At 35.5% G+C, this 21,968-nt stretch carries 12 protein-coding genes and 1 pseudogene; 7 read left to right on the top strand and 6 right to left on the bottom strand.

The window, feature by feature from the left end; genetic code table 11:
* Positions 1 to 103: 103 nt before the first annotated feature.
* The 3 genes from susR to ABXT06_RS21745 all read right to left on the bottom strand — a co-directional run bounded on the left by susR (position 104) and on the right by ABXT06_RS21745 (position 4,315).
* Positions 104 to 1,738: a SusR family glycan utilization regulator gene (gene susR / locus ABXT06_RS21755; RefSeq protein WP_286969943.1), complete on the bottom strand. Its 1,635-nt coding sequence runs from the start codon at positions 1,736 to 1,738 to the stop codon at positions 104 to 106.
* Between the two features lie 125 nt (positions 1,739 to 1,863).
* Positions 1,864 to 2,271: a hypothetical protein gene (locus ABXT06_RS21750; RefSeq protein WP_354592617.1), complete on the bottom strand. Its 408-nt coding sequence runs from the start codon at positions 2,269 to 2,271 to the stop codon at positions 1,864 to 1,866.
* Positions 2,272 to 2,848: 577 nt separating this feature from the next.
* Entirely contained in the window at positions 2,849 to 4,315 is a 1,467-nt protein-coding gene (locus tag ABXT06_RS21745) for an outer membrane protein assembly factor BamB (protein WP_239457777.1), read from the bottom strand.
* 154 nt (positions 4,316 to 4,469) lie between these two features.
* Here ABXT06_RS21745 and ABXT06_RS21740 point away from each other — a divergent pair, with 154 nt between their 5' ends.
* Together ABXT06_RS21740 and ABXT06_RS21735 are read left to right on the top strand one after the other, a co-directional pair.
* Positions 4,470 to 5,534 (top strand): sensor histidine kinase, encoded by a 1,065-nt coding sequence (locus ABXT06_RS21740; protein ID WP_142479131.1) that lies wholly within the window; start codon positions 4,470 to 4,472, stop codon positions 5,532 to 5,534.
* Positions 5,521 to 6,246: a LytR/AlgR family response regulator transcription factor gene (locus tag ABXT06_RS21735; protein ID WP_111376076.1), complete on the top strand. Its 726-nt coding sequence runs from the start codon at positions 5,521 to 5,523 to the stop codon at positions 6,244 to 6,246. The genes ABXT06_RS21740 and ABXT06_RS21735 overlap by 14 nt, the downstream gene beginning before the upstream one ends.
* Positions 6,247 to 6,318: 72 nt before the next feature.
* Here the strand turns inward: ABXT06_RS21735 and ABXT06_RS21730 are convergent.
* Both ABXT06_RS21730 and ABXT06_RS21725 read right to left on the bottom strand, forming a co-directional pair.
* Positions 6,319 to 7,986: pseudogene (locus ABXT06_RS21730) on the bottom strand (BCCT family transporter).
* 1,006 nt (positions 7,987 to 8,992) lie between these two features.
* A complete protein-coding gene (locus ABXT06_RS21725) occupies positions 8,993 to 9,244 on the bottom strand; it encodes a hypothetical protein (RefSeq protein WP_129746996.1) in 252 nt (83 codons plus the stop codon).
* Between the two features lie 373 nt (positions 9,245 to 9,617).
* Here ABXT06_RS21725 and ABXT06_RS21720 point away from each other — a divergent pair, with 373 nt between their 5' ends.
* From ABXT06_RS21720 to ABXT06_RS21700, 5 genes are all read left to right on the top strand, one after another.
* Complete coding sequence (locus ABXT06_RS21720; RefSeq protein WP_354592616.1) at positions 9,618 to 10,118, top strand: TraB/GumN family protein; 501 nt, start codon at positions 9,618 to 9,620, stop codon at positions 10,116 to 10,118.
* Positions 10,119 to 10,753: 635 nt separating this feature from the next.
* Positions 10,754 to 11,836: an efflux RND transporter periplasmic adaptor subunit gene (locus ABXT06_RS21715; protein ID WP_129053238.1), complete on the top strand. Its 1,083-nt coding sequence runs from the start codon at positions 10,754 to 10,756 to the stop codon at positions 11,834 to 11,836.
* A 21-nt stretch (positions 11,837 to 11,857) separates the two neighbouring features.
* Positions 11,858 to 15,064, top strand: coding sequence for an efflux RND transporter permease subunit (locus tag ABXT06_RS21710; protein WP_129053237.1), 3,207 nt, complete (start codon positions 11,858 to 11,860; stop codon positions 15,062 to 15,064).
* Positions 15,054 to 16,490 carry a TolC family protein gene (locus tag ABXT06_RS21705; RefSeq protein WP_354592615.1) on the top strand — a complete coding sequence of 479 codons (1,437 nt, stop codon included), beginning with the start codon at positions 15,054 to 15,056 and terminating at the stop codon, positions 16,488 to 16,490. Before ABXT06_RS21710 ends, ABXT06_RS21705 begins: the two co-directional genes overlap by 11 nt.
* A gap of 753 nt (positions 16,491 to 17,243) precedes the next feature.
* Positions 17,244 to 18,470, top strand: coding sequence for a chloride channel protein (locus tag ABXT06_RS21700; protein ID WP_354592614.1), 1,227 nt, complete (start codon positions 17,244 to 17,246; stop codon positions 18,468 to 18,470).
* 1,404 nt (positions 18,471 to 19,874) lie between these two features.
* Here the strand turns inward: ABXT06_RS21700 and ABXT06_RS21695 are convergent.
* Complete coding sequence (locus tag ABXT06_RS21695; protein ID WP_354592613.1) at positions 19,875 to 21,920, bottom strand: kojibiose hydrolase; 2,046 nt, start codon at positions 21,918 to 21,920, stop codon at positions 19,875 to 19,877.
* Positions 21,921 to 21,968 lie beyond the last annotated feature (48 nt).

The raw sequence follows: 21,968 nt of genomic DNA, 5'->3' as shown, positions 1-21,968 counted from the left end.
TAACTTAACGATACTTAATCCTACGAAAAAGTAGTAATTTGGTAGAATAATAAAAGCCTTTTTACTATAAGAAGAGTAAAAAGGCGGCAAATTTTAAAAAAAACTATATATTAGTCTCTATTCGCATCACATTTGCTTCAAATTTATCCCGAGGACCTAAAGCTTTATTTCTTAGTTTGGTTCTGTAATTATAAATCGTAGATAAAGAATAGCGCAAAAAATCCGCAATTTTTACACTATCTGAAATTCCTAGTCGGATTAAGGCATATATTCGCAATTCAGTATTCATCAACTCTCCGGGTTTTAATTTAATACACTCATTATCAATAAGCAATTCATTAAATTCTTCAATGAAATTTGGAAAAAGAGACAAAAAAGTCTTGTCAAAATTTTTGTAAAATTCTTTTAATTCCACTTCAATGAATTCTTTAGATTTCACGGCTTTGACTAATTCGGCTGTTTTTCCACTGGAAAGAATAACATTCAATCTACGCTGATATTCCTCTAACTTGCTAATATATAGCGAGCACTGATCCATATAACGCCCAATGTAAATTTCCTTAACCAAATTAGCCTCTATAAGCGTTGAGTTGGCATAATTTAATCTTTCATTAAAACTGTTCAACTCTTTATTTAATTCAACGAGCTTACTGTTTGCCAAACTAATTTCCCTTTTGGCTACGGATTTTTTTTTCATCTCTTTAAATAGCAAAACCAAAGCAACCATTAACAATAGAGATAAAATACTCACACTTATTAAAAACATTATCAATTGCCAACGGTTGGTTTCATTCTGTTTTTGATAAGCTAGATCGATGATAGACAGCATTCTAGAAATTTCGTAGGTCCTCAAACGGGCATTGCAAAAAAGCGCATCTTCCAAAGAGCGTTGGATATATTTATAGGCCCGGTCTACATCATCTTCTTTATACATGATAAAAGCCAAAGATCGAAGTGAAATGTATTCCCTTTTATCTAATTTCAAATCTGAAATTGCCGATTTGATTAACCACTTTTTCTCCTGATGGAAATTTTTCTTCTTTTGGTAGGTTCTAGATATAATATAGGCTACGATTGCTCTATCAGGATCATTTTTATCCATTTTATAAAAATAATCGTGCAACATTTGAAGGGTCTTGTCATATTGCCTTTTTTCAAACAAAATATTCGCTTGAGTAATAACATTCGATTTTGACTCGTACTTAAAAACGGAATCCCGAAACTGTTCGCTCAATTGTTCGTAGCTTTTTTTTTCCTGTTTGGAGGCGGCATATATGGACATATACAGATACAGGGAACTCTGTACGCCGTAGTAGAAGCTCTTAATTTCAGGCGTAGAATGTATATCGATCCCTTGCAAAATATCGGTTGCTTCTTTATACATCCCCAAAGTTCCCATAATAGATGCTAAATTCAATTTTGCAGTATTAATTTTGGTTAAATCCTTTAAGATGTTAGCCGCTATTAAACTTCTACGGGCATAATTTAAAGCTGAATCTGACTGATAAGCCCTGTATTCATTATATAACTTTTCAAATATCTCATATTTCTGAACGTTCGTAGAAGTTAATTTCTTCAAACTGACAAGTTTACTTATTTCAGTTTCCTTTTTATTATGATAGATTTCTCTTTTATCAATAGCAGCATCTAATTCATCTAACAATGAATTAATTTCATCTTGAGAATATAGTTGTGCAGGAAGGCAGATAATAAGGAATAAAGTCCAAAATTTATTCATTCTGTGTTTATTTTGTTTAGATTAAGTTTATAGTTTAATATTATTATCTTGCATTATGAAATCCACCAAAATCAAAAGTCGTGGCTCAAAACGCATCATCATGAAAAGATTTTAAGGATTGATCACTACATAAAAAATCTGCTTGATTTCATCCCCCTGACACAGAAGCCAATATCGTTGAGCTCCAATTCCGGCGAAGGCCAGGTTAGTGTCGCATTATATCGCCAGTGTCCTTCAGCGGCCTTTCCTGCTTCAATCTTTCCTCCCGTCCCCGTAAGTGACGTTCTGCTTTTATCAACAGAAATATAATCAGCATCTACTCTTTGAAACAAATGTGAAATTTCTCTCTGCGTGTTCTTAATCGATTCTCTTGAACCTAAGACATGGCTGGAGATTGCATTTCCATCAATAAAATATTTCCTGTTTTTCCAATTGTGCTTGAAATCCAATCCGCCGGAATACGCTGCTTTTCGCAAAAGCAGAAATTGCGGTTCATCCGTATTTCTGCTGGTTGCCGTTACAATTGCTCCCAAAAAACTATTTCGGCCGTTAAAATCCTTTTAACATAACCAACAAGATTATTGGTAAGCGGTTCTATATGCACTTCTTGTCGTTCTTGACCACTATCGATTTTGACATATTAGTCTGTCATTACACTTTCCAGAATACCGAGAGACCAACCGTTCTTTAAATTAATCACTCTTTACTCTCGATATTTATGACAAATGAGAACCCCGGTCTTTTATCATGGTAGCTGTCAGTATTAACGTCAACCGACCGCCATCAAAGCCATCACTTCTCGACAAACGTTTTATGATTATCCGGTTCATTACCATATTATCTAAAAGCAAAGTACAGGAATTTGGAATCACAGAGTATTTTAGATTTCGTCTGCTCTGTTGGCGGTGTATTCTCATCAGAAAGATTTCCTATAAAATCTGTTTGCCCCCTCAATATCCAAACAGGCATCGTGTTCCTAATGATTTTATGGCATTAACTTTCTTTTCGATTTTGGAAATATCCTATCCTAAACAAATAAAAAGAGAATAGGAATGCCAGAAAAAAAACCGCATTTCATTGTATAGCCGTACAATTTTATTTGGGTTTAAATTATTTGAATTTTGGGTATGAATTATTTCTTGATTTTAGCCCAATTGCGTAACAATTCCCGTCAGCGCTTCCAAAATAAACAGTGTTATTGGAAATAAAAGGAGAAGAAACAATGGAGCCCAATTTATAAAATTGATCCATCACGGTTTTATTGACATCGTAAAAAGAAAAATCAGCCCCTTTGGCAGCATAAGAAAAGTCAAGGAAGCCATTATTTAATATTTCAGAGGCATATAACATTCTGCTATCTGTGCTGAAACAGTTCCATTGCTTGCCCGAAGATTGAACGTTTACTGCAAAGAAATTACCGGTAAAATCTCCAAAGTAAGCCGTATCACCAGCAATCGCCGGAGAAGAATATACATAACCGTTTGCTTTAAACTTATATAATTCTTTTCCACTTTTTGCATCCAGGGCCAACAGTGCAAAAGTGTCGGATGTGCCGACATACAGAACGTCATTCGCTACAACTGGCGAACTGATAATCCAGGAATAAGCCGCGTCATACTTCCAAACCAATTTTCCGGTTTTGGCATTGAGCGCAAATAAAAAAGGATCACGAGCGCCAAAATAAACCATATCATTAGCAACTGCTACGCTAGATTCAATTCCTTTAAAGCCCAATTGCATTCCTGTTGCAAATTTCCATTGCATTTTTCCAGTCTCTGTATCTACGGCATACAGATTAGCATCCCAACTACCAATATAGAGTGTGTTCTTATACAGGACAGGACTGCAGTGAATCGATCCTTTTGCCGCAAATTTCCATTCCAACTCTCCTGTATTTGCATTGAGTGCATATACATTCCCATCACTGCTGCCAAAGAAAATTCTTGGATTTTTATCGTCGGGTTTTATAACAGGAGAGGACAAAAAGAAATCCCACAAATCATCCATGCATTTGTCCACAGGCTTAAAACTCAGAAAACCTATTTCGTCAAACCACTTTTCTCCACCTGTTTTGAATTTCCATTTCATATGACCTGTGTGGATATCAAGAGCATAATAGTAGCCATCAAAACTTCCAATATAGACAGTGTTTTTGAAAACTGCCGGAGAGCTGTGTACCGCACCTCCCGTTTTAAATTTCCAATGTGTTTTGCCCGTTTTCTGATTGATAGCATAAAGATTGCCATCCTCACTACCTATATAAACAATACCATTATAAACAATAGGTGAAGAAAATATTTTTCCACTTGTTTTAAAAGCCCATTTTAAATCGCCTAATAGCATGTGTTTATCTCCGTTAAAAACGCGATTTTGAAATACACTTACAGTTGTGTTTTTTTTCTGCTGTCCAAAAACTGGTAAACTGCTTATTCCAAAAAGAATTCCTATTACTGCAATTAAATACATTGGCTTCATGCTCGGTTTGGTTAGTTTTTTTTTATGACTTGTAGAATTTCTAGCATTTGCAATAAATGCTAAAGACATTAAAATCAAGAAAAAAAAGATTTTTTTTTTCATCTTTGGTTATTTTTTAAGTTAGTTTTTGAACGAAAGTTATTTTTCTTTTTCATTCCAAAAAAAGAATTTATTTAAACAACATGATTTGCATTGCAGACAACAATTTTGATTTGAAATAAAGCCTTATTTTTGCATTAATATAAAACTTGACCAATTGGGGCAAATCAGCTACAATCCCGAAAACAAATCTCAAAAGATAAAACTCTATACCTTGTACTGGTTGGGTTATATTTTACTGTTTAGTATGATCCAGGGACTTCCGGAAGACGATTTCATTATGGCTTGGCGAAACGAATGGTACAGCGTTTTGCCTAAGATACTGTTCGTGACTATTATTGTTGAGTTTTTAATGCCTAATTTGTTATTTAAGAAAAAAACTGCCATTTTTATCGGTTGCTATGTTCTTCTGATTCTAGTTTTTGCATTCTTGCAGCGGCTAATTGACAATTATATAATATTACGTTATTATATGACTTTCTGGAAGAGAGAACCTCTTTTGTCGGCACCAGTCTTTTTGTACAATGTGAGTAAATTACAATTTGTAGTTACAACGCCAATTGCATTTAAACTTTTATATTATTTAGCAGAAGAAAAAAATAAGGTCCAGACGATTTTATCCGAAAAGCTTCAAGCAGAATTATCCTCGCTCCGAAACCAGTTCCATCCACATTTTCTATTCAATGTCCTGAATAGCTTATACTCTAAAATTTTGAACAAATCAGATGATTCTGCTGAAATTGTGATTAAAATATCGGATCTGCTTCGGTTTTCGATTTACGATTTGAACAATAAAAGTATCTCTCTGCAAAACGAAATAGATTATCTCAAAAATTATATTTCGTTACAACAGCTGCGTTTTGAAAATCAGCTTCAATTGAGTTTTAGCCTTTATGGAAATGTTGAGAATCATTTTATTGAGCCTTTTTTGATACTTCCATTTATCGAAAACAGCTATAAGCATTGTTTAGATGAGAACAATCAGGGCTGGATTACAATTGCTATTAATGCAAGCGATGAATGGCTTGTGGTTAAAATTGAAAATAGCCTGCCTGAGCATTATAATACTATAGGAGATAATGTGCGCAGCGGAATTGGAATTGCAAATGTAAAAAGGAGATTAGAGCTGCTATATCCTGCAAAACATACTTTGACCATAAAAAATGAGATGTTAAGTTTTTTTGTTTCCTTAAAAATAAAGATAAAAGATGTCAGCAATTAATTGTATTATAATTGAAGATGAATTACCGGCCTCTATTTTACTGGAACTTCATATTGCGAAGTTTGATTTTCTGGATTTGAAAGGAAAATTTACCAGTGTTTCCAATGCGCAGAATATTTTAAAATCGCACAAAATTGATCTTATTTTTTTAGATATAAATTTACCGGGAAAATCAGGAATAGAATTTGCCAAAAGTCTGCATGCAGAAACCGCTGTAATTTTCACAACTGCTTATACAGAATATGCTGTCCAAGGATTTGAGATTGATGCTCTCGATTATATTTTAAAACCAATTTCTCTAGAACGTTTTACGAAAGCTATAAATAAATACAGTAAAGCCAGAGAGTTCAATGAAACGATATTACATTCTAAAAAACAAGAGAAAGAAAATCCGTTTATTTTTGTGAAATGTGAAAGAAAGATGGTGAAACTTTTTCTGGAAGAAATAAGCTATTTTGAATCTCAAGGCAATTATTTGTTGATTTTTACCACTACAGAATGTTATAAGACCTACCAATCCATTACTGAAATGCAAGAGAAACTGCCTGAAGGTTTGTTCTGTAGAATTCATCGTTCATTTTTAGTAGCAACAAATAAAATAACAGGCTTCAGCACTAGTATTGTCAATATCAAAAATAAGCAATTGCCTATCGGAAGATTTTATCATGCATACGTATCTCGTATCTTAAATTCTTTACATAATTACCACTGATTTCTGTCGATTCCACTCCACTTCTTATGGATGTAATATCCATTACTATTACAGGGGTATGTTATAAAAGTGCTATAGAGGGTTTTCATAGGAATTAATTTTGGCCTGGATATTACTTTTTGCAAATTCGGATTCTAATTCTATAAATGCTTCATGTATACTGGTATTGATAAATTCATCAACAGATGATTTATCATGAAAAGAAACAATCTGCTTTAGGCGCTCTTTCCAAGATGCTCCCGACCAGGGAACGGTAGTGCGGGAAAAATCTTTTTCATAATACTTTCTATCTATAGAAAGAGCTTTCATAAGACTTACTATAAAGAGCAGCATTATTATTGAAAACGGAAGTGCAGTAATCAATGTCATGCTCTGAAGTGCTGCCAAACCACCGGCATTAAGAAGCATCAATGCAAGCACTGCCAAAAGAATTCCCCAGCTTATTGTCTGCCATTTAGGAGAATTTTCAGCATTTTTGGTTGCAATGCTATTCATTACAAAAATTCCACTGTCTGCTGAAGTTACAAAGAAAATAATAATGATCGAAATTACAATGAAACTCAACGCTCTTGTCAGAGGAAGATATTCCAAAAAACTAAACATCAAAGCATCAGGATTACCCGCTAATGCACTCAGTGCGCCGTTGGCTGTATGCAAATCAAACCAAATGGCGCTTCCGCCAAAAACAGACATCCAGATAAAATTAAACAAGGTCGGCAATATCAAAACAGCGCCAACAAACTCTCTAATAGTTCTGCCCTTAGAAATTCTAGCAATAAAAAGTCCAACATAAGGCGACCACGAAATCCACCAAGCCCAGTAAAGAATGGTCCAGTTATAAAACCAAGGCTGGGTATTTTCTTCATAAATGTGCGTATTAAAAGTAAGGCTGAAAAAACTATTGATATAAGTCCCGATTCCTTCTGTAAAACTACCAATAAGATAGACCGTCGGACCCAGAATCAATACAAAAAGAAGCAAAAGTATTACACTTGCAATATTGATTCCGCTGAGAATTTTAACTCCTTTATCCAAGCCACTCACCGCTGAAAAAATGGACAAAGAAACTAATACGGCAACAATCATAACCTGATAAACAAAACTGTTTTCAGGCACAACATTCAACATCTGTAACCCTGAATTGATCTGCACCACACCAAAGCCCAGCGTTGTAGTAATTCCAAAAAATGTACTGCAAAGCGCAAAAACATCAATTATATTTCCCCACCTGCCTTTAATTTTATCTTTCAATTAAGGATAAAAGCAACTCCTAAGCGAGAGCGGCAATCTGTATCGGTATGTAAAATAAGCTAAGGAAAGCCCGACCACTCCATAAATTGCCCAAGCATGGATTCCCCAATGAAAAAAGGTATAAAGCTGGGCATTCTGAGTTCTTTGAACAAGAGTTTTTCCAGCAAAAATTTCATTGGAATAATGCTGCATCGGTTCCCCAACGCTAAAATACATCAAACCAATTCCCATTCCTGCAGCAAAAAGCATTGAAATCCACGAGAAAAAAGAATAATCTGGTTTGCTATTATTCCTTCCAAGCCGGATATTTCCGTATTTGCTTATCATTAGATAAATCAAGAACAAAACAAAAATGGTAACTGACCAAACGTATACCCAGTTCAGATTAACAAAAATGAAATTTTTCATGACATTCAGAAGATCTTCAGTAAAGCCTGGAGAAATAGCCGACAGCACACAAATTCCTATAATAAAAACCAAACTGGGCACCGTAACACCTATACTAAGTGTTGTTTTTTTTTGTGAAATTGCTGCATATAATTTCTAATAATTAGGTTAAATGAAAAATAATCAGAAAAAATCCGATATTAACTTTAAATTCCAAAGAAATATAAAACTAAATACAAGCTGTTACAAATGAAGTTTTGACAGAGAAGATAACAGACCTACCTAACAAATATAAAGAAAATAAATAAAAAACAGGAATTAAATCAAATATGGAGTTGCCTTCAAAAGTACCACAAAAAGTTTAGGCGGATTTGCAAAGAATTTTCCATTTCAAATTTTATGGCAGAATCCTGCCCTTAAGCCTTTACCTTGCACCTAGTTCCTTAAAATCAAGCTCTTCACCGCTGAGATTTGAATGGCAGAGCGTCTTTTTTAAAAAATCAGAAATCATGTAAACCATTCAATGAATAGGCAGATTGCTTTTTTTTTACTGAACTACTTATTAATCTACTGTTCTACTGAAGCTAAAATTTGGTTTGCTTCTCTAATGATCTTTCAAAAAGAAGGGAAACTATTTTTTTCAATTAAAGCCATAGAACGAATATCAATTAGTTTCAACTTGCCAAAATGCTTATAATATTATGGATTATGGTGGAAGTCTTTATTTTTTAAAAGACAAAAAAATAAAATTATCTCAATGAAAGTGAGCCTGTCCAGAGCCCGGAATATAGAATTCATTAAATTACCTTAAACTCTATTATTCAGAATACAGAATTCACAATACCTATTTTACTTAACAAATTATCCCATATTATTTTCTCGGGAATAATTTAAGAAATCATATTGATTTTTAAATCAATCCCAAACAGTACACCCACACCAAACTCATAATGCCAATAAAAGACAACCCCTGCTTGCAGGCCAAATCTCGCCTAGTGCTTAAAATTTTGGTTTAAAAAATTCCGTTGCAATAAAAAAACATACCACATCATCAGACAGCAGGCTCATCTCTCCCTGTCTGGCAGTTTAACTCTTCTCAGCTTTAAATTTAATAGCTGTTTATGGAAATAGTATCGGCAAGATTCTCCGAGCTGATGAATCCCGAAATATATTCCTCCACTTCCCTGCGATGCTCGGGTAGCGTTTCAAAGCTGTTAATATGAAACTCATCGTCCTGGTCCATAATGTGGATAATTTCTGTATAGCCCTTTGATATAAGGCTGCCCTTTAATCTGATAAAGGTGAGCTGCTGGCGGGGGTCCAAATCTTTTCTCACTTTTAATCGTATAGCTTTTTCCATAGCAAAAGATCTGTTGTTTGAAACTTTTTGTATTCTCATCCCAAATATAAAATTTAATCTTTTTCCGAGATAGTGAAGTATGTTAAAAATTGTAGTTTTCCCAATAAAAACAGCTCTTGATTACTCCGCATTCATTTCCGGATGATCTGGCCGCGTCATGTTATCAAAAAGTAGAAGCTCAGAAAAATACGGTAGTGACAGATTTAGGTTCGAAACGGTCCATCCAATAAATCCGAAATATTTTTTTACGAACGAGTTCGAGTCCTTTTCCCGCTAAGGCAAAAAGCTTAAAAGAAACCTGAAGCTTTTTTTTGTTTTTAACGATCTTTATAACTCTCTTTGTCTACATTCAACATAATTTCAATTTATTTAAATGAAAAATACTCTACTACTGGTTATTTTAATTTGCCAGATTGGTAAAGCGCAGAGTTTAAATCAGAAAGTTATTGTTTTACCTGAAAACACTTCGGTAGAAGATTTCTCTTTTTTAAAGGAAGAAATAAAAGAAGCTCAAGTGGTAATGCTTGGCGAAAAAACACATTTTGACGGAAATTTTTTTGAAATGAAAACCAAGATTGTTGAGTCCTTGCATCAAGAAATGGGTTTTAATACCATCTCATTTGAGTCTGGTATTTATGATGTTTGGAAAGCGCAAAAAAACATTAATAAAGGAGTTATTACTAAAGAAGCCCTAAAAAAGTCATTGTTTACAATTTGGGCTAAACGAAAAGAATTTCAAAATTTCATCAATTATTTTAATCGCAACAAAAAAGATTTAAGCTTTATAACCTCATTTACCGCCCACCTATTTCCACACATTTATTGCAGCCCAGCTGCAGTCAAAAATTGTTTTGTCCATCCTTCTCAATCATGATAATCGGGAGATATCAAATAAAATTTTCTAATAAATAAAGTCAAACCATTGCTTTTATGGCATCGTTTGTTTAAATTTGTGACTCTTATGAAAAATTGGTGCACTAAATTTTTACTTTCAATAGTCATTCTCTTAAATGGATATGGGAATGTTTATGCACACAATAACATTGTTTTATATAAAAAGTTTTCGTTCTGTACTCTTGCAGATCATACTCAAAGTGAATCCAAATTAAATCGAGGACGTTCATTTGAATCTTTTAAAAGAAAAATATGCCTTTTCGATAATGAAGAAAACGAGGATAATTTTTCGGCTACCCAAAAACAGCTTGTAAAAAACAACTACTTTTTAATTTTTCATACAAGTAATCATTTTGTCGTTTCTGCGACTGCTTTTACCCAAAAAGTAAATAACTGCAAAATTTTCAGTTTACTTGACAATAAAGTATATCTGTTATTTCAGGTTTTTAGAATTTGATTTTTAACGCTATTGCTTGCCAATAGCCAATCACTTTATAGTTTTATCCTCTGTGTTCTTTAGTTAGATAATAGACGGATATGAACTTCTATAGTCTATTCCCAAAGACCTTTTTATCTAAAATCGAAAATAAATTACGTTTTAATGCTGAAATAATTATGAAGAGAATTTTCATGATCATGACTTTATGCGCCTTAGTTTTTGCGGGCTGCAATTCAAAAAAAGAAGAAGAAAAAGAGGAAAAAACCAAATTTCTGGTTACCAGTCCGATTGAAAAAGATACTACAATTACAAAAGATTATGTATCTCAGATACACTCTATCCAACATATTGAAATAAGAGCCCAAGAGCGCGGCTATCTTGAAAAAATCTACGTTGACGAAGGACAAATGGTAAAAAAAGGACAGCTCTTGTTTAAAATCATGCCTGCACTTTACGAAGCAGAAATGAAAAAATCCAAAGCAGAAGTAAGTTTCAGCGCAATTGAATACCAAAATGCCAAAAAACTAGCCGATGAAAAAGTGGTTTCTCCAAACGAACTGGCAATGGCAAAAGCCAAACTGGAAAAAGCAGATGCCGAACTGGCCTTAAGCAAAGTTCATCTTCAGTTTACAGAAATCAGAGCTCCTTTTGACGGCATTATAGACAAATTTCATGTTCGTCAGGGAAGTCTAGTTGACGAAGGAGAATTGCTGACAGAATTGGCAGACAACAGCTCAATGTGGGTTTACTATAATGTTCCTGAGTCTGAATATCTGGATTATCAAGAAAAAGCAGAGAAAAACGGCAAAATGAAAGTAAATCTTCTAATGGCCAACAACAAAAAGTTTCCCTACACCGGTGTAGTAGAAACTATTGAAGCCGATTTTGACAATGAAACGGGAAACATTCCTTTCAGAGCTGTTTTTCCTAATCCGAAGAGATTATTAAGACACGGTGAAACGGGAAGCATTCAGATGCCTATTGATTTGAAAAATGCAATGCTGATCCCTCAGAAAGCCACATTTGAGGTTTTAGATAAAAAATATGTCTATGTGATTGACAAAAACAATGCAGTAAAATCCAGAGAAGTTGTTATTGCTGCCGAAATGCCCCACCTATTCGTAATTAAAGAAGGCTTGTCAATTAATGACAAAATACTTTTAGAGGGACTTCGTCTTGTAAAAGAAAATGAAAAGATAAACTACGAAGTTGTAAAACCTCAGTCGGTACTGTCAAATTTAGGACTCTATGCAGAATAACCGAATCTAAAAAAAGAACACATGTTTAATAAATTTATTCATAGACCCGTTTTTGCAATTATAATTTCGATTATAATTGTCTTTATAGGCACGCTTTCAATCAAGCAGCTTCCAATATCGCAATTCCCGCAAATTGCGCCCACGACCGTAAACATCTTTATCGCTTATCCGGGTGCAAGTGCCGATGTACTGGTAAAATCCACTTTAATTACATTAGAGAATTCACTAAACGGCACGCAAGGCGTTCGTTATATGGCAACAGATGCCACGAGTGCTGGAGAAGCGACACTTAGAATCATATTTGAACCAGGAACAGATCCTAATGAAGCCGTAATCAGGGTTAAAACAAGGGTAGATCAGGTAATGCCATTATTACCTGAACTGGTTCAGCGTGAAGGAGTTGTTATTACTCCTATACAGCCAAGTATGCTAATGTATGTCAATCTTTACTCGAAAAGCAAAAGCATGGATGAGAAATTCCTCTATAACTATGCCGATGTCAAAATGATTCCAGAAATCAGCCGTGTAAAAGGTGTTGCGAGAACACAGATCTTAGGAAGCCGCAAATACGCCATGCGTGTATGGCTGAATCCGGACAGAATGAGAGCTTATAAAATTTCTGTTGAAGAAGTTATGCAAGCACTTCAGGAACAAAGTATCATTGGCCGTCCAGGTCGATTAGGACAAAGTTCTGGTATAGCAGCGCAATCTCTAGAATACGTATTAACTTACAAAGGGAGATACGACGAACCTAAACAATATGAAAATGTAATTGTACGCGCCAATTCTGAAGGTGAAAGCATTCGCTTAAAAGACATTGCAAAAGTAGAATTAGGAAGTGAGTTTTTCGATATTTACTCCAATTTAGATGGCCATCCTTCTGCCGCAATTGTATTAAAACAAAACTACGGAAGTAATGCAAGTGACGTAATCAATGATGTAAAAGCAAAACTGGAAGAAATGAAAGCGAGTTTTCCTCCAGGAATGGATTATAAGATCAGTTATGACGTTTCGCAATTCTTAGATGCTTCTATTGATCAAGTGGTTCATACTTTGAGAGATGCATTCATTTTGGTTGCTTTGGTTGTGTTTATATTTTTAGGAGATTGGCGTTCTACTTTAATTCCGATTATAGCGGTTCCTGTATCGTTGATTGGGGCTTTCTTTGTTATTCAGCTGTTTGGAATGTCAATCAACTTGGTAACGCTGTTTTCTTTGGTACTGGCAATCGGAATTGTAGTAGATAATGCCATTGTCGTCGTCGAGGCCGTCCATGCCAAGTTTGAAGAATTCCCGCATATTACGCCTTATCATGCCGTTAAATTAGTATTGGGCGAAATTGGAGGTGCCATTATTGCTATTACAGCCGTTATGGTTTCTGTTTTTATTCCCGTTTCGTTTATGTCGGGACCGGTGGGAACTTTCTACAGACAGTTTTCGGTTACCATGTCCAGCTCGATTATCATTTCTGCTATTGTAGCTTTGACCCTTACTCCTGTTCTCTGCGCCATTCTTTTGAAAAACAACCATGGAAAAGAGAAAAAAGGAAATATCTTGACAAAATCGCTTGATGCTTTCAACAGATGGTTTGAAAGGCTTACAGGCCGTTATGTTGCTGTTCTAAAAACAATTGTAAGCCGAAGAGTATTGACTTTTGGAATCCTGATTGCGTTTTGCGCTTTCATTTTTATAGAAAACAAAGTGCTTCCTTCAGGATTTATTCCTAGTGAAGATCAGGGAACCATTTACGGAATCATACAAACGCCGCCAGGTGCTACATTAGAAAGAACCAATCAGGTTGCTCAGAAATTGCAGAAAATCTGCGAAAAGGTTGAAGGCGTTGAATCGGTTTCTTCTCTGGCAGGTTACGAAATCATGACCGAAGGTCGTGGTTCTAATGCTGGAACCTGTCTGATTAACTTGAAATCATGGTCAGACAGAAAACATTCTGTAACAGAAATCATGGAAGAACTCGAAAAGAAATCTAAAGATCTGGGTGCTGTTGTAGAATTTTTTGAACCGCCAGCAATTCCTGGATTTGGTTCTTCTGGAGGTTTTTCTATGCGTTTATTAGACAAAACAACCAGCACCAATTATCAGGAATTTGATAAAATCAACAAGCAGTTTATGGCCGAACTGGGCAAACGTAAAGAACTTTCTGGTCTGTTTACTTTCTTTGCCGCCAATTATCCGCAATACGAACTAGAGATTAATAATGATCTGGCTATGCAAAAAGGCGTTTCTATCGGCAAGGCAATGGAAAACCTAAATATTTTAATCGGAAGCACCTACGAACAGGGATTTATCAAATTTGGAAGGTTTTTTAAATTGTATGTCCAATCTGATCCAAAATTCAGAAGGCTACCATCAGATGTATTGAATCTCTTTGTAAAAAATGATCACGGAGAAATGGTGCCTTATTCGGCATTCATGACACTCAAAAAAACGCAGGGCCCTAATGAGATCACGCGTTACAACATGTATAATTCTGCCGCTATTCAGGGTCAGCCTGCAAAAGGATACACCACGGCAGATGCCATTAAAGCAGTGCAGGAAACCGCTCTTAAAACACTTCCTAAAGGATACGATATTGCATGGGAAGGTCTTTCTTATGATGAAGCTGGAAGAGGCAATGAATCGCTTTATATCTTTTTAGTCGTATTGGCTTTCGTTTACTTTGTATTGGCGGCACAGTACGAAAGTTTTATTATTCCGCTATCAGTAATTCTCTCTATTCCGGTTGGAATTTTAGGCTCTTTTGTCATTCTGCAGATGATGGGCTTGCAAAACGACATTTATGCACAAATTGGGCTTATTATGCTCGTCGGATTGCTCGGTAAAAATGCCGTATTGATTGTCGAATTTGCCGTCCTCAAACATCAGCAGGGCGCCACAATTCTCGAAGCAGCGATTGAAGGTGCAAAGGTGCGTTTTAGACCAATATTAATGACATCATTTGCCTTTATTGCTGGTTTGATCCCATTAATTTTTGCTTCTGGAGCAGGTGCAATCGGCAACAGAACTATTGGAGGATCTGCGCTTGGCGGAATGCTTTTCGGAACCATTTTCGGAGTAATCATAGTTCCTGGACTATATTACATTTTTGGTTCAATGGCCGAAGGCCGAAAATTAATTAAAGGAGAAGAAGAAAGTTCATTGTCAGATGATTTCATACATCATGTAGATGATTTTTCAATAAACAATCAAACGGAGGAAAATGAAGAATAACAGAAACATAAAATACGCAGGTCTTGCCTGCGTATTACTCTCTATAGCGGGCTGTAAAACAACTTCTATTGTAGAAAAAACAGAAAACAAAACAGTACCAGAAAACTATGCAGATAATGGTTTAGATACTCTAAATACAGGAAAAGTAAAATGGAGAAGCTATTTTACAGATGAAAATTTAGAAAATCTGATTGATATAGCATTGAAAAACAATCAGGAATTGAATATTACGCTTCAAGAAATTGAAATTGCTAAAAGCGAAGTAAAAGCACGAAAAGGAGAATATCTGCCTTTTGTAGGCTTTAGCGCTGGTGCTGATGTAACCAAATCCGGAAGATACACCAGCACAGGTTCGGGAGAAGCAACAACAGATATTATGCCAGGCAGAGAAACGCCTGATCCCCTTCCCAATTATCGTTTTGCACTTACATCGAGCTGGGAAATCGATATTTGGAACAAATTGCATAATGCTAAAAAAGCAGCTTTAAACCGTTATTTAGGTTCTATTGAAGGAAAGAATTTTGTAATTACCAATCTGATTGCCGAAATAGCAGATTCGTATTATGAACTTTTGGCTTTGGACAATCAATTAGAAATCATCAAACAAAACATTGATATCCAAACGAATGCTTTAAAAGTGGTGAAAATACAGAAAGAAGCCGCAAGGGTAAACGAATTGGCTGTACGAAGATTCGAAGCGCAGATTTTAAGCACCCAAAGCCTTCAGTTTGATATTCAGCAGCAGATTACAGAAACTGAAAATAAAATCAATTTTTTATTAGGACGTTTTCCTCAAAAAATTGCCAGAAACAGCAGTACTTTCAGCACGATAACTCCAGCTGATGTTCATGCGGGAGTGCCTTCTCAGCTTTTAGAAAATCGTCCAGATATCAAAAAGGCAGAAATGGAATTAATCGCCGCGAAACTGGATATTAAAGCCGCTAAAGCTAAACTTTATCCTTCGCTAGGCATTTCAGCAGGAATTGGATATGAGGCTTTTAATACCAAATATTTACTGACTTCTCCAGAATCTTTATTGTACTCCATTGCAGGTGATTTAGTAGCACCTTTGATTAACAGAAATGCTATTAAAGCAGAATATCTTACCGCGGGAGCCAAACAGATTCAGGCTGTTTACAATTATGAAAGGACATTGGTTAATGCTTATGTTGAAGTGGCCAACCAATTGTCTAAAATCCAGAATACGGCAAAAAGCTATGACTTGAAGTCAAAACAAGTTGAGGCCTTAAATGAATCTATTCAGATATCTAACAATTTGTTTAGTTCTGCCAGAGCAGATTATATGGAAGTTTTATTGACTCAAAAAGATGCTTTGGAATCTAAATTTGAACTTATCGAAACCAAAAAACAGCAGATGAACGCCTTTGTTAATGTTTACAGAGCATTAGGAGGTGGCTGGAATTAGTAGTTTTCATAAATATTTCCATCAGAAAATAGGCCTTCTTTTGTGAAGGTCTATTTTAATTCGGAATGGAAATTGCTGCATTATATTAGAGATATTAAACCCTTTAATTAAATTGATAAAAAAATGAGTTTTAAAGAAGTTATAATTAATGCAGGTGCCCCAAGAGATTTACGGCATCTGCTTAGTTCTTTGCATATAGACCACCAGCAGTCGTTAGAATTATGCTGGGCAATCCGTGGCAGAAAATTGCCCCTTAAAGAATTAAAAATTACGCCGACTGGCATTACAGCAATGAATTGGCCCAGCATTTTGAGATAGAGAAAGAATTTATTTTTCCTATATTAGGAATGGAAAATGAACTCATAAAAAAAGCATTATCTCTGCCAGAAGAATAAAAAAAACATTTTAAAAAAAATCTTGAAATTGAAAAATCATTAAGCCGCATTGAGGAAGATCTTGAAATATTGATACGTTTCGAAGAGAAAAATATATTTGTTTTAATCAGAAACAATATGGCATCTAATCAAATTACAGTAAACACGAAAGGTTTTTTTACAAATAAAATAATAAAGAATGTGAAGACCTCTTTTGGCTTTAAAAAAATCTTTTAACAATCTACTACTAAATTTCTACGTAAAAAATAGAAATTATAAATAACATATTTTAATACATAACCTTGTTTTTTTTAAACAAAAAATATTTACCCGCTCAATGGAAAGACACAAGATAATTCATCGAAATTACTTTAAACTTATGCTTATATCTATTTTTGTTGGGCTCTGTGGGGCATTGCTCGCATTTTCACTAAAAAAGCTGACAGAATTTTTTGAACGCTTCCTGTTTAATATTGCCAGCAATTATTCAATAGGAATAATTTTATTTCCTACCATTGGAATTACCGCGATTTATTTTTTGAGAAAATATGCATTCAAGAATAGGAAAAACAAAGGAATAACCGAAATATATAAAACACTTGATCAGCGCAAAGACCATTTGCCGCTATTTAAAATCCCCTCGCATTACATCAATGGATTTCTAACAGTAATATTTGGAGGGTCAACAGGTATAGAAGTATCCACTGTAGTGGCTGCGGCCACTATTGGGAACTTTGCCTACAAAAAGGATCTGTGTGCAAAAATATATAAAACGGAATTAATCTGCGCGGGAGTGACCGCGGGAGTTGCTGTTTTATTTTGCAGCCCTCTAGCCGGCTGGCTATTCGCAATGGAGGTTATTGCAAGGAAAATAAACAGAACACTGGTTATCGCCTGTACCTGTTCAGCATTGGCAAGTTGGCTGTTTATTTCTTTGTTTGATAATAAGCCTTTGCTCTTATATACCATTGCAGATTGGAATTGGACGGCTTTTCCGTTTTTTATTATTTTAAGCCTTCTTTCAGGGTTATTGGCAGTTTATTTCACACTTTTAGTTACCCGGATTAAAGGCCTTTTCGGGACTATTTCGAACAATTTCATACGCGTTAATTTAGGGGCTTTAACTGTTGGTGCATTAATTTACTTGTACCCAGGCTTATACGGCGATAGTTATGATGCCCTTCATGAGGTGCTGCATGAATCCATAAAGGCACCAGGCGTTTCATTTTTTTTCTTATTAATCATTACAATGCTAAAACCCCTGGCGGCATCCCTTACACTTGGAGCAGGCGGAGACGGAGGCGTATTTGCGCCCAGCATTGTTTCAGGAGCATTTCTAGGGCTGCTTGTCGCCTCTATTGGCAATGCTTATTTTTCAGCAGATTTAATCCCTTTAAACTTTGCCTTGGTAGGGGCGGCGACTGCTTTATCGGCTTCTCTTTCCGCTCCCTTAACTTCTTTGGTTCTGATCTGTAATCTGCTTCCAAACGGATATTTATTGTTTGTCCCTATTGCGCTTGGAACTGTAATTTCGTATTTTTTTTCAAAAAAACTGCTTCCTTATAATGTATATTCATATGACTTTTATCTAACAGCAAAGCAATAGCCGATTAAGTACAGGGAATGAAATTTAGCCTGAACCGCTTTATTTAAAATTAGTTTTTTTATGCCAGCTCAAAAAAACATCAGTTTTTTGCCGCGAAGCAATCAGAATCGGAGGGATTTTTATGGCTGGCACATTAGGTATTAATCCCTCCTTCTAATTATGGTTTGTCGCTTCGCTTTAATAATATTCGAATACATTGGCAAAACTTGTAGCTATACTGTAAATAGTGCTGTCCGGGAACATCATATTATACATGATGGGTAATTGAAAGTTCAAATCTATCGGAAAAAACAATAAATTTAAAAAACATTGCACTTTAAGCTCCAAATAAATAAAAACTAAATACTGTTTTGCCATGCATTCTTTTTGTTGGCACACTTAAGAAGGAGAAATAATCTGTCTGCATTATTTTACACCTGTTGGCTATCAAATAAAAATAGAATTGAGGAACTACTAAAATAACCTTCGAAGTATTTTATTGAAAACATGCTGTTTCATTTTTCGATTCAATTACAGCTCTCAGTAAAAAATTTGGATTGGCTATATAAAAAAGCCTTTAATAGAATTAAAGGCTTTTAATCAACCAAAGTTAGGTTTTAGTATTTACTAGAAGTATTTCAACTATGCTCTATTTTTTTTACACGTACATAGGTTTATAAAACCACGAATTTTAAGAGTATCATTGGTGCCAAACTTTTTTTGGACTTGATACTATGAAAGGGATTACTTTTGTACCACAAAACTTAAATCGCATAAAGTAATTCATAAAGCTAAAGAAAGACAATCCTACCTTAACGATAACAATATTTTCAAATCCTCCATAAATATTTGTAGAATTGTATGCCATAAACCAATTGAGTTTTTATATTTTTTTACATCAATCCCCAACAGGACATCTAAACCAAATTTACAAAGCCAATGAAAGACAGACACTAAATATAGTAAGCCAATTTCTTCAAATCATCCAAAAATGATGTTGTAATTTGTCCCGTCCCCGTCACAAAGCCAAATGGCGCCAATTGAAGACAATTGGCGCCATTTGGCTTTGTTTATATCAGCACGACGCTGAGCTTAAACAGTCTTAAAGTGGCGCTATCAGAGATTTAATCGAAGTTGAACGATGGTTCGAAATCCCGTTAAGGATATAGGATTTTTTTCTCTTTTGGTTTATCGTAATTTTTTGATACTAAATATAGTAATTTTAAAATAATTTTAGCTTCCTTGCCACCTACCTGAATGCCCTCTTTGGAACTACAACAAAGTAATTATCTCTATTTTAATAAAATTTTGAAAATATTCTATAATACCATTTAACTACAAAAACTTTAACTATTAACAAAAAAAAGACGGTATTGGAATTACCCAAACCGCCTATTTTATCTTCTATTAATTAAGATACGAAATTTATTGAGCTTTAATGAAAGTCTTCTTTTCTGTTCCAACTCCCATTATTGTTAATTTTTTCCAATTTTTAGGCAGTACTGATTTGACTTGTTTAACGCCGCCTGCTGTATCTATATCTAAACCTGCGAATCCCATCATAACCGCCTGCAGAACACCGCCAGCGCCTGTTGCAAAATAAGGATTTGTACCCCCCTTACATTCTGCAATGACCCTAAAAGGAGGATTAAGGTTTGGCTGATAAGCATCCTTAAACCAATGATAAGCCTGGTTGCTGTCACCTAAACGGCTATAAAGCAAAGAAAATATGGCCTGCGTCATAGCTGGTGTATCGGAATGCGGTATTTTAGTTTCATAGAATTTTAAATCCTGTTCTATTTGATTTCTGTCAGTTATAATCTGCAATGGATATGCCAGCAGATTGACGTCGGCCTGCTTGATATTTTGATCTGAATAGCTGTCATGTTCCCGAGTCACACCGTTGCTCATCTTGGAAATAGGAATTTTAGCGGCAATCAGATTCCATTCTTTTGGAGCTGTGACGCCCAATACAGCTGCGCATTTAGATGCATACTGCAGATTCCTGATGGCTGTTCCGTTCGTGTAAGCATTATTGTCGATATTCTCAGCCCATTCATCTGCTGCAACGACGTTCTTTATTTCATACTCACCTTTATCATTCTTCTCTACTCTGCTCGCCCAAAATTCTGCAGTTGCTTTTAATATCGGCCATCCTTTTTCTTTCAGCCATTCCTTGTCCCCCGTAACCAGATAATACTGCCAGGCAGCTATAGCAACATCTCCTGTAATATGGTGTTCAAATGCACCCGTTAAAGCATTGACCGGAGTTTCTTCAGATCCTGAATCTGCGCTTTCCCAAGGATACATTGCTCCGTCATATCCATATAGCGCAGCTTTTTTACGGGCCACATCCAGCCTCTGAAAACGATACTCAATCATGCTTTTTGCTATTTCAGGATGAAGCAGCAGCATGGGAGGAAACATCCAGATTTCGGTATCCCAAAACACATGACCGTTATATCCCAGCCCGCTGAGCCCCATCGGTGACGGAGAAAGAGATGTGCTTTTTCTTGTGAAAGAATAAAGATGATAAAGCATACTTCTAACATCCTGCTGAGCCTGCGGATCTCCTTCTATTTGGATATCACTCTGCCAGAGGCTATTCCATTCCTGAATATGCCTGTTTAAAAGCCTTGACTTTCCTTCCAAGGCTGCATAAATGGTCAGCCTTTCAGCTTCATTATAAGGATCATTTATATGATCTGAAGATATCAAACTGCCTATTAAAGTAAAAGAATAAGTCTGGCCCGCTTTTAGTTTTTTGTCAAATGACATGGCATGCATATCAGCATCATTCATTCTATGCAGAATTTCGAGCTGTCCATTTTTGCCTTCATCAAACAGAAATGTATTTGAAACAGCGATTTTAGATCTTCCTTTCGGCGTATAGGCTACAGAGGTCAATAATGGTATATTGACGTGGGCATTTGTAATATTCTGAAAGTAATTCTGCTGATTATTAAGTGAGGAAGGAGTCTCCAAAAGATTCTCCACATTGATATCCACATCTTTTTGCGTATTTATATTCACCACCATCATCACGCAATGCGGAAGATGCCGCAAAGCATAGTAGGAATAAGTTACAGAAGCAAAATCCTTAAATTGAAAAGAACCGGTGAAAGCTCCATTGTGCATATCCAATTCCTGCTTGTAATTATTAATATTATAAGTCTGCACGGATTCACCATTAAAAGCCAGTCTCATATTCAGCAGATTGTAGTTTGGAATGAAACTGCTGACTCTGCCGCGCTTATAGACATCATAAGTTCCTGCCAATACAACTTCTTTCACCTTTAAAGGCTCTGGTGATGATACAATTCCGATCATGCCATTAGCCACCGTTTCTCCATAATAATTATTGGAATCCGGCTTGTCAGCCGAAAGCTTCCATGGATCCTGGCTGTACAGATAATTGCTGCCGCATAGCATCAAAATAAAGAAAACAAGATTAAGTATGTATTTTTTCATCTTTCTTAAGTTTTAGATATTCAAGAGTTTAGTTATAATACATAAAGA

This window comes from Flavobacterium sp. UW10123, assembly GCF_040538975.1.
Lineage (GTDB): Bacteria > Bacteroidota > Bacteroidia > Flavobacteriales > Flavobacteriaceae > Flavobacterium.
Note: the sequence above shows the minus strand (reverse complement) of the source record. Positions and strands in the feature narration are given on the sequence as shown.